This window comes from Parvibaculum sp. (assembly GCF_035511255.1).
GTDB lineage: Bacteria > Pseudomonadota > Alphaproteobacteria > Parvibaculales > Parvibaculaceae > Parvibaculum.
In genome coordinates, this window is record NZ_DATKFR010000424.1 from 1 (window position 1) to 7,366 (window position 7,366).

Consider the following 7,366-nt stretch of genomic DNA (forward strand, 5'->3'; position numbering starts at 1 on the left):
GTGAAGCCGAAAATTCCCTCGCCCTCGCGCCCGACGATCAACGGCCCGAGCAGCGGCACCTTGCCCAGAACGGAATTCACGGTATAGGCGGGAACCAGCGTTCCCTCCATCTGCGCCACGTCCGCCGAGCGATCGATCTGCCCGTTCATGGTGAGGCCGATGGCCGGCCCGGACATTCGCGCCTCCTCGACGTGAATGCGATGCCCTGTCACCCGGAAAGGCAACTTCAGCGTATCGAAGAAGATGCCCTCGCCGCTCATGGTATCGCCGATGCCCGTCAGGGAGCCGAGTGTCAGAATTTTCGCCAGCACCGGCGCGTTGACGATCCTGAATTTTGACGCGGCGATCTCGCCCGTAAGCGGCGAGCCCGGCAATATGTCGTCGAACATGGCGTCGGCGGTAAGATCGCCGCCCTGAACGCTCGTATAGAGATCAAGAGCCTTGAACACCGCACCCGCATCTTTGGACCGGAGCTTAAAGCTGCGCCTGCGGTCGGGGGCCTGCTGGATCGAGGTCGACAGCTTGTTGCGCATCTGGTCGAGAGCGATGAGATCCATCAGATAGACATCGCCCTCGATGAGAGCGACACGCGCATCGAGGTCTGTGAACTTCGTTCCATTCTGCGCCGCGACCTCGCCTATACGCGCGCGAATAGCGGTGCGCAGCGCCGGGTCTTGCTCCATCTCCGGCGTGATGAGCCGCGTCGCTGCCTTTTCGGCTTCAGCCTTGTCGCCGGTCCCGGAGATAAAGGCATGCAGCAACCCACGCGCATCCCCCTTCGGTCCTTCGATATCGACAACGAGCTGGCCTTTTTCATCCCGCCGCGCCTTGACCGAAAGATCGTTGGTTGGCCCGAGTTTGACGGTCGGAACGTCAACCGAAAGAACACGGCTTTCCTTGTCGATCGAAAAGGCACCCTTGACGTCCATGCCTTGGCCGGCCAGCACGAAGTCGGTGAAGCTGAAGGCGTCCGGAAGAAAACCGATCTTGAGGTCGACGGTTGCAGGCGTACCGACCGGCTTGGTCCAGCCAAGCTCATCGACCTTGGCAAGCGCATGCGTCAGCTCTGCGTGGACGACGCCGTCGGCGATATTCGCCCCTTTGCCCGTCAGCCGGGCGTGAATTTCGGGCGAGCCCGATATCCAGTCGGTGAGACCGATACCGATGGCAGTGCGTTCGGCATCATTGAGCTTGCCCGAAAAATCGAAGACCGATCCCGGCCCCTTGGTCGGGACGAAGCTCTCGGTCCAGACGACCTGAAGCGGCGACGTCGCGTTGAGACTCACCTGTCCCGTCGCCTTGAGTCCCGTCCGGACGACTTCGATGTCGAGCGTACCGTCGGTGATGGAGAGGTCCTTCTGAATGTTCGGGATGGCCACTTTCTCGGTATGAGCCTTGCCCGAGAACTCGACGTCCTCGATCTTGACGTCCTTGACCAGAGGTAGCCGGAGCCCGGCGCTGAGCGTTCCCGAGCCGCCGATCGTCGACGGGTCGAGACCGAAGCCGCGGATGAGCTTTAAAGGCTCATGGTCGAGCAACGACAGAATGTCCGCCGTCATCGCGGCCGCCGTGAATTCAATATCCCCGATGCTGTGTTTGTTGCTGAGCTCGCCGTCGGCAAAGTGACCATTCGAAACGGCGATGGTTCTTCCCGGCGCCACCGCGACAGCCGCCGAAGAAACCCATGCGTCGAAACGATTTCCCTGCAAGGCGCCGCGCGCCGCCACATTCGTCATGGGCGGCATGCCGTTCAAATAACTGACCTCGGCCCCGGTCACGTTGAAATTGAAGCTGATACGCTCATTGGGAATTTTCTTTCCCTCATCCGCGTCCGCCAACATGTCGGCCGGCACGTCGACCTTGAAATCGCCTTTTTCGAGCATGCCGCCGCGCAGGTTTTTTGCGACCCATTCCCGCGCATGGGATGACATGGGCAAGGGCCATAGCGCACGCACGGTGTCGACCGGAAGGGCCGCCATCGTTCCTGTCATGTGGACGGCGGGCGAGCGCGGCCCGCTTTCGATCGTGCCAGCCGCTGTGAGACGTCCACCGGCCACGTCGAGCGTGATGTCTTCGACCGACAGCGCGCGCTTGTCGAAATCGAGCAGGGCGACGACACGGGCATCGTCGAGCTCGAAAGGACCTTCGAAAAATCCGGGAATCTCCGTCGTCGTCTTACCTGCCCGCAGATCGACACGAGCCGTCGAGACATTGAGGCCGGAACCCGGCACGTAATCGACATGGCCCGTCAGAGAGGCGCTGTGCGGCCCGGCCTGGAGGACGAGTTGCTTGAGGTCGAGGCGATGGGCGGCGGCGTCGAGGGTAAGCTCGGCGCGGGCCTTTTCTATCTCGACCGGGGTCTGTTGCAAACCGGGCAAAACAAAACTGCCCTTGCCGGCTTCGACCAGAAGGCGCGCGCCGACGAGACTGCCATCTGGCCGCATGTCGAGTTCGCCGCCGGCATTCAGTGGCGCATCGAAGACGGCATAATTGGCAAAGCCCGGCGACATGCGGGCAAGTGCCGAAGGAACGATGTTGGTCGCCCTCATGGTGACCTCGACCATCTTGCCATTCGTCGGCAGGGCACCGTTGAGTTCGAGGCGCCCTGTGGTATCGCCGATCTTCAGATCGGCCGCGAGGCTTCCAGCGAGCCCGCCATCGCCCCTGTACATGATGAGATTGGCATTCGGCGCTTCGAAGGTGACGCCATTCACCTCGTCGACGAAACGCAGCGTCGCGTTCTGGACGCCGACATGACGAAGATGCGCCAGCGCTCCATTACCCTTGCCGCCATTCGCCAGCGCCTCCAGCAGCGGCCCGAGAAAGGCGCTGGCTTCCTTCTTTTCCGGGGGCCCGGCATCGGCCGAGGCGAGACCCAGCGAAATGCCGCTTGGCCGCCGGACGATGGTGACGCTCACATTGTAAACGTCGATATAGGTCGGCGAGAGGCGCCCGATCAGGAGCGCCGGTACGCTCACGCGGAAGGAAAGCTCCGGAACGACGGCGACCTCATTCTTGTCCGCTCCGGTCAGGTGAACGTCCACCAGCCGCAGGCCGAGCTGGCGGCGCTCCGGCGACCACAGCAGGATTGTCTTGCCGATGGAGAGGCGCCCGCCCTCGAGGTCACTGCGAGCCGAATCTTCGATGAACTGATTCAGGATGGGAAGAGAGACGGGCCCGGACGAAAGCCGCCAAGCGAGTACTGCAAGCAGAACCGCCGTCGCCGCAACGGCAACGCCCAGAACCTCCAGCGCAATCTTACTCGTCCGGCGTATCAAGAAACGACTGGTCTCCCTTCGCTCGTCTTGCCCCGTGTCGCCCAAACCAGCCGTTCGTACGGCGCGCCGTTCACTTTCCGTCTGGTTTCGCTCGTTGCAATCCGGGGGACGACTGAATGCCGCGACGAGATCGCACCCGTTCTTTTACTCGCAGCCACCCGCGAAGTCTCTCAAATTGGCGTCACTAACCCGACACGAAGTGACGGCGGTATTTACGATGGTGCATTTTTAGCGCCAAATGTGACCAAGGGGGCGGCGGCGCCGTCCGATTGGAAAGACATTCGACTGGAGACGAGGTCATGGCGAAAGCGGTTCGATCCAAGAAGTCTGGCGTAAAGGCGAAAAAGGCGGCACCCAAGGCGAAGGCTGCCAAGACGAAGAAACCGACGGCAAAGGCAAAGAAGGCGGTAAAAGCCAAAAAGGCTACTGCCGGAAAAGCTCCGGTAAAGAAAAAGGCTCCCGCCAGGAAGGCGAAGCCCGCCGCCAAGGCGAAGAAGGCTCCGGCCAAATCCAAAGCCAAACCTTCAAAGGCCAAGCAGTCAAAGGCCGCGCCGAAGAAATCCCCTGTGAAGAAGAAATCTGCTGTGAAGAAGCCAGCGGCGAAAAAGCCTGCCGCCAAAAAAGTCGCTAAGCCGGCCGCGAAGGCAAAGCCGAAACCCAGGGCGACCCCTGCTAAAGCAGCTCCGAAAGCCAAACCGGCAGCCAAGCCGGCAACGAAAGGCAAATCGATCCCTAAAGCCAGAACGGCAACGCCGAAAGCCAAAATCGCACCGGTGGCCCCTACAGGGGCGGTCGACCAGCAATCCTCCGCATCGGCTCCCGCCGCCCCTGCTACCGTCGCGCCGCCCGCGCGCGACCTCCCGCCTGTCGGCGAAAAGGCGCCAGACTTCTCGCTGCCTGCCGATGACGGAAGCACGGTCTCGCTCTCCGGCCTCGCCGGCAAGAAGGTCGTGCTTTATTTCTATCCGAAGGATGACACGCCTGGCTGCACGATCGAGGCGATCGCCTTCTCGGCACAGAAAGCCGCGTTCGAAGAGGCCGGCACCGTCGTTCTCGGCGTCTCGAAGGACTCGGTGGACGACCACTGCAAGTTCCGCGACAAGCACAACTTAACCGTCAGGCTCCTGTCGGACGAAAGCGGCAAGATGCTGGAAGATTATGGCGTATGGGGTGAGAAGAACCTCTATGGCAGGACTTACATGGGCATCGAACGCACCACCTTCCTGATCGATGGCGAAGGCGTGCTCCGCAAGGTCTGGCCGAAAGTGAGAGTCGAAGGTCATGCCGACGAAGTCCTCGCCGCCGCCAAGAGCCTCTGAACGACGGACGAACCGAGCTTGAGCAGCGAAGCCCTTTCCGCACCTCTTGCCATCGAAGGGGCTTCGCTCGCCGAGGCGGCCCGCAGCGTTCTCGACTGCCGGGACGCCGACGAAAAGGCCCGGCGCGCCCATGAGGTCGCGGACCTCTGGCGCACCGGCCGGCTCGATCTCCAGCCTGGCGAAATGCCACCCCGGCCGCAACGCCCCGAGCGGCCGCAATTGCTGGCGCCAAACCGCATGCCACGGCGGACCTTCAAGGGCCCACGCGGGCGTTTTGCGCTTCTCCACTCGCTGGCGCATATCGAATTGAACGCGATCGATTTGGCCTTCGACATCGCCGGCCGCTTCATCGGGCGGAATGTCTGCGGCGGTACGTCGTTGCCACGTGCTTTTTTCGACGACTGGATCAAGGTCGGCGACGAGGAAGCCCGCCACTTCGCAGCGCTCCAGGCTAGGCTCGTCGCAATGGGCGGTTGTTATGGCGATCTTCCGGCGCATGACGGGCTCTGGCAGGCGGCCGAAGAAACAAAGGACGATCTACTCGCCCGTCTCGCCGTTGTGCCGCTGGTTCTCGAGGCGCGCGGGCTCGACGTCACGCCACCCATGATCGAAAGGTTAACGGCCGCCGGGGATCATGAGAGCGCCGACGTGCTCCGCATGATCTATCGCGACGAGCAACAACATGTTGGGGCCGGCGCACGCTGGTTCAGCTATGTGTGCAAGGCCGACAAGCTTGACCCGGGCGTGACGTTTCAAACGCTGGTTCGCAAGCACTTCCGCGGAATTCTGAAACCGCCATTCAATGTCGCGGCCCGCGACGCCGCCGGGCTTGAGCGATCATTCTACGAACCCCTCGCATCGCGTTGAAAAAGCTTTTCTTTCCTGTCCCATTAAGCGACAGTATTTCGTTCGCCGGGGGCGGCGGAGACCCGTATCAATGGAATTTTAATGACAAGGGCCAAGACTAAGGCTCTGTGTTGAAAGCTTCATCTAAATCCATTGAAATAGCTGCGGGGCAAAATTGAGGGGGTATGGCGCATGAGGGGCGTGCACCATAAGAACTCGGAGTTTGGCGAAAGTGTGCGTAGATTTCTGCGCCACCACTATGTCGAACGCCAGATTTACCTGCGCAGTCACGGCCAGGTTCAGTTCATATCGTTGTCGCCGTTCACGCAGGCCATGTTCCTTGCTGTCGGCTTCCTGTTTTTTAGTTGGATCGCGTTCTCCTCGGTCAACGTCGTCTTCAAGCAGCAGATCATCGCCTCGAAAGAGCAGCGTTATGTGAAGATGCAAGGCGCCTACGAGGAAAGGATCGCGCAACTTCAATCGGCCTACGATCAATTGAATGGCCAGCTCGTCATCTCGCAGGAGCGCTTCCTCGCGACAACACGGCAGTTGGAGGACAAGCATCGCCAGTTGACGCAGCTCATGAGCCAGAGCAAGTCGGCGAGTTCCGAACTGGAAGGGATGCGCCGCCGTTACGCGGCGACCATGCGTGGGGTCAATTCGGCGGCACGCGGCAACACCATTCTTATGTCGGTCGATCAGGAGGCCGAAGGCGCGGACCTTGGCCACACCACCACCCGGCCGCAGCGTGCCGCCGATGCGGAAAGTTATGTCGTTGATGGCGCCGAAAATGGCAGGCTCGATATTGCCGGGCTGGCCGGTGGCCAAGCCGATCATAGCGGCACAGCGTCTCAAATTGACGCAAGATTGACCAAACTCGATCGTGCGCAACAGGGCCTGATCAACTCTGTCGAGGAGACGACCGATCGCAAGATCAAGGAACTGAAGTCGATCATCGGCATGACAAACGTCGCCGAAGTGAAGACCCTTTCCAAAGCCGCCACACCGAAGATTCCTGTGGCTGAAGGCGGCCCGTTCTTCGGCCTCGCCGAGGGCCAGGCCTTGGCCGGCGGCGGCGATGACAGCGCCTTCTCAAAGCAGCTTTATCGAGTCAGCCAGAACCTGAACACCATGGCCGATCTCGAAAACTTCATTGCAAAAATGCCATTGGCGGAACCACTTACGAGTTATCACGAGACCAGCGGCTTCGGCCCGCGCGTCGATCCGTTCAACGGCAGAATGGCCTTCCATGCCGGAGAAGATCTGGCGACGGACTACGGGGCGCCTGTCTATGCGACGGCCGCCGGAACGGTCGTCTATGCCGACTGGAAAGGCGCCTATGGACGGATGATCGAGGTCGATCTCGGCAACGGCTTCCGAACACGTTATGGCCATCTGAGCCGGATCGACGTCAAGGTTGGCCAGAAAATTGCATTTAGGGACACTATCGGCAGAGTCGGGTCCTCTGGTCGCAGCAGCGGGCCGCATCTTCACTATGAGGTTTGGTTCGGCGGGATTGTCCGTGACCCCTCCAAGTTCATCGAGGCAGGACATTATGTTTTCTCGAAGCAAGGATAAAGAGACCGAAAAGCCGACCGCGCCCGTCGTGGCACCGGCTCCGAATACACCGGCGGTCAAGCGCAATGGTGTACGGACGGCTCCCTCCATTATCTCCACCGATCTCGTGGTGCATGGAAATCTGACCGCGACCGGCGACATCCAGGTCGATGGCACGGTCGAAGGCGACATCCGCAGCCAGTCGCTGACCATTGGCGAAAAGGCCTCCATCAACGGTGAAATCGTCGCCGAGGACATCGTCATCCGTGGTCGCGTCATCGGTACGATCCGCGGCCGCCGCGTCCAGCTCGCCTCGACCTGCCATGTCGAAGGCGACATCCTTCACGAGGCGCTCGCCGTTGAGAC

Annotated in this window: 5 protein-coding genes; 4 read left to right on the forward strand and 1 reads right to left on the reverse strand. The window is 61.0% G+C overall.

The window, feature by feature from the left end; translation table 11 throughout:
- Positions 1-3,278: AsmA-like C-terminal region-containing protein (locus VMR03_RS16030; protein ID WP_325406978.1), on the reverse strand; the 3,278-nt coding region annotated here is incomplete at its 3' end.
- 299 nt (positions 3,279-3,577) lie between these two features.
- Between VMR03_RS16030 and bcp the strand changes: the two genes are divergently transcribed.
- The 4 genes from bcp to VMR03_RS16050 form a co-directional block, all read left to right on the forward strand.
- Positions 3,578-4,597, forward strand: coding sequence for a thioredoxin-dependent thiol peroxidase (gene bcp / locus VMR03_RS16035; RefSeq protein WP_325406980.1), 1,020 nt, complete (start codon positions 3,578-3,580; stop codon positions 4,595-4,597).
- A gap of 18 nt (positions 4,598-4,615) precedes the next feature.
- Positions 4,616-5,464, forward strand: a complete 849-nt coding sequence (locus tag VMR03_RS16040) for a ferritin-like domain-containing protein (protein ID WP_325406982.1) — start codon at positions 4,616-4,618, stop codon at positions 5,462-5,464.
- 171 nt (positions 5,465-5,635) lie between these two features.
- A complete protein-coding gene (locus VMR03_RS16045; RefSeq protein ID WP_325406984.1) occupies positions 5,636-7,021 on the forward strand; it encodes a peptidoglycan DD-metalloendopeptidase family protein in 1,386 nt (461 codons plus the stop codon).
- Positions 6,999-7,366, forward strand: a 368-nt coding sequence (locus VMR03_RS16050; RefSeq protein ID WP_325406986.1) for a polymer-forming cytoskeletal protein, incomplete at its 3' end; no start/stop codon positions are given. The genes VMR03_RS16045 and VMR03_RS16050, both read left to right, overlap by 23 nt.

Bases quoted from the DNA above. Each gene is read 5' to 3' on its own strand.
- bcp (WP_325406980.1), top strand. From the start codon at position 3,578: ATGGCGAAAGCGGTTCGATCCAAGAAGTCTGGCGTAAAGGCGAAAAAG.
- VMR03_RS16045 (WP_325406984.1), top strand. From the start codon at position 5,636: ATGAGGGGCGTGCACCATAAGAACTCGGAGTTTGGCGAAAGTGTGCGT.